Source organism: Microcoleus sp. T3_A4 (assembly GCF_036700465.1).
Lineage (GTDB): Bacteria > Cyanobacteriota > Cyanobacteriia > Cyanobacteriales > Microcoleaceae > Microcoleus.
In genome coordinates this window covers 1-1126 of record NZ_JAUBOY010000140.1, presented here as the reverse complement: position 1 = coordinate 1126, position 1126 = coordinate 1, and the positions used below count along the sequence as shown (strand labels likewise).

Below are 1126 nucleotides of genomic sequence, written 5' to 3'. Positions count from 1 at the left end.
GGGTCTTCTGGGTTGGCGGTGATAAGAAAGACTAATTAGAAAAGCAAGCTAATAGTCGATCTCGAAAATTGTCAAAATTAACAAATCCATAGGCTTGACGTTTAATCAGTTTGAGACGATTGTTGATTCCCTCCATAACACCACTCGTTGTTCGGTTCAAAAAATAGTTACAAATTCCATCGATATGATTGCGAAGCATGGTTAGGGTATCACTGTAAATTGGTTGTGCTTTCTTAATCCATTTAAGCAGTGATTCTCTCCCCTCTTCCACACTATGATGACTTTCAAAAATCTCTCTGAATTCTTCCTTCAATTCATAGGCCAGCTTAAGACGCTTAGATTGACTTAAAACTGTAGCCAATTTAACCCGTTCCTCTTCTTTTAAATCTCCACCATTTCTCAGGACAATAAATCGACTCCCTTTTCCTTTAATATTGCTTTGTATTCGGATCTTATTCAATTCCTCATTCACATATTTCATCACATGAAATCGGTCATACACCACAATCGCATTCGGAAAAACTTCTTGGATTACTTTGGGAAAACCACCCCACATATCTACACTCACTTCTAACACCTGCTCGCGAACCTCAATCGGTTGCTGAATAAGGACTTCCATGATACCTTGCTGTTCATGACTGTCGATCACTTCAATCAATTGACTTTGGTCAATATCGGAAACTACAGTCACAAAATCTTGATGCCCTTTTCTCATACTAATTTCATCGATACTCAGACGTTTAACCGCTCCCCATGAGGCTTTTTTACTTGTTCTCGCTGATGATTAAAAATTCCTTGAATCTGATCCCAACTTAATTCTTCCTCTCGTTTTACCTGTTCTACTGTTGTCACCTGAACACGGTGATAAATATACTCCTCATATCGTTGAGTATAGCGCCGACCTTCATCAACAAAACACAGTTGCTCTGTGAAATATTTTTGACAATTTATACAGTAGTATTGGCGACGAGGAATTTCCAATTCGATTAACTGACCTGAAATCGGTAAATCTCGAATCAAGATTGGACGAATCTGATGGAGTTCATCTGTGGACTTTTGACAGTGAGGACAAGTAGCATAATCCATCAAAAAACCCACTTTTAAAATTGTTTTTCTATCATTTTTA

At 37.9% G+C, this 1126-nt stretch carries 2 protein-coding genes; both read right to left on the bottom strand.

Annotation, left to right across the window (positions count from 1 at the left end; translation table 11 throughout):
- Nucleotides 1-31 precede the first annotated feature (31 nt).
- Nucleotides 32-715, bottom strand: a complete 684-nt coding sequence (locus QUA07_RS29915; protein ID WP_333332878.1) for an ISL3 family transposase — start codon at nucleotides 713-715, stop codon at nucleotides 32-34.
- A gap of 17 nt (nucleotides 716-732) precedes the next feature.
- Nucleotides 733-1126: transposase family protein (locus QUA07_RS29910; RefSeq protein ID WP_333332875.1), on the bottom strand; the 394-nt coding region annotated here is incomplete at its 5' end.

Bases quoted from the DNA above. Each gene is read 5' to 3' on its own strand.
- QUA07_RS29915 (WP_333332878.1), bottom strand. From the start codon at position 715: ATGAGAAAAGGGCATCAAGATTTTGTGACTGTAGTTTCCGATATTGAC.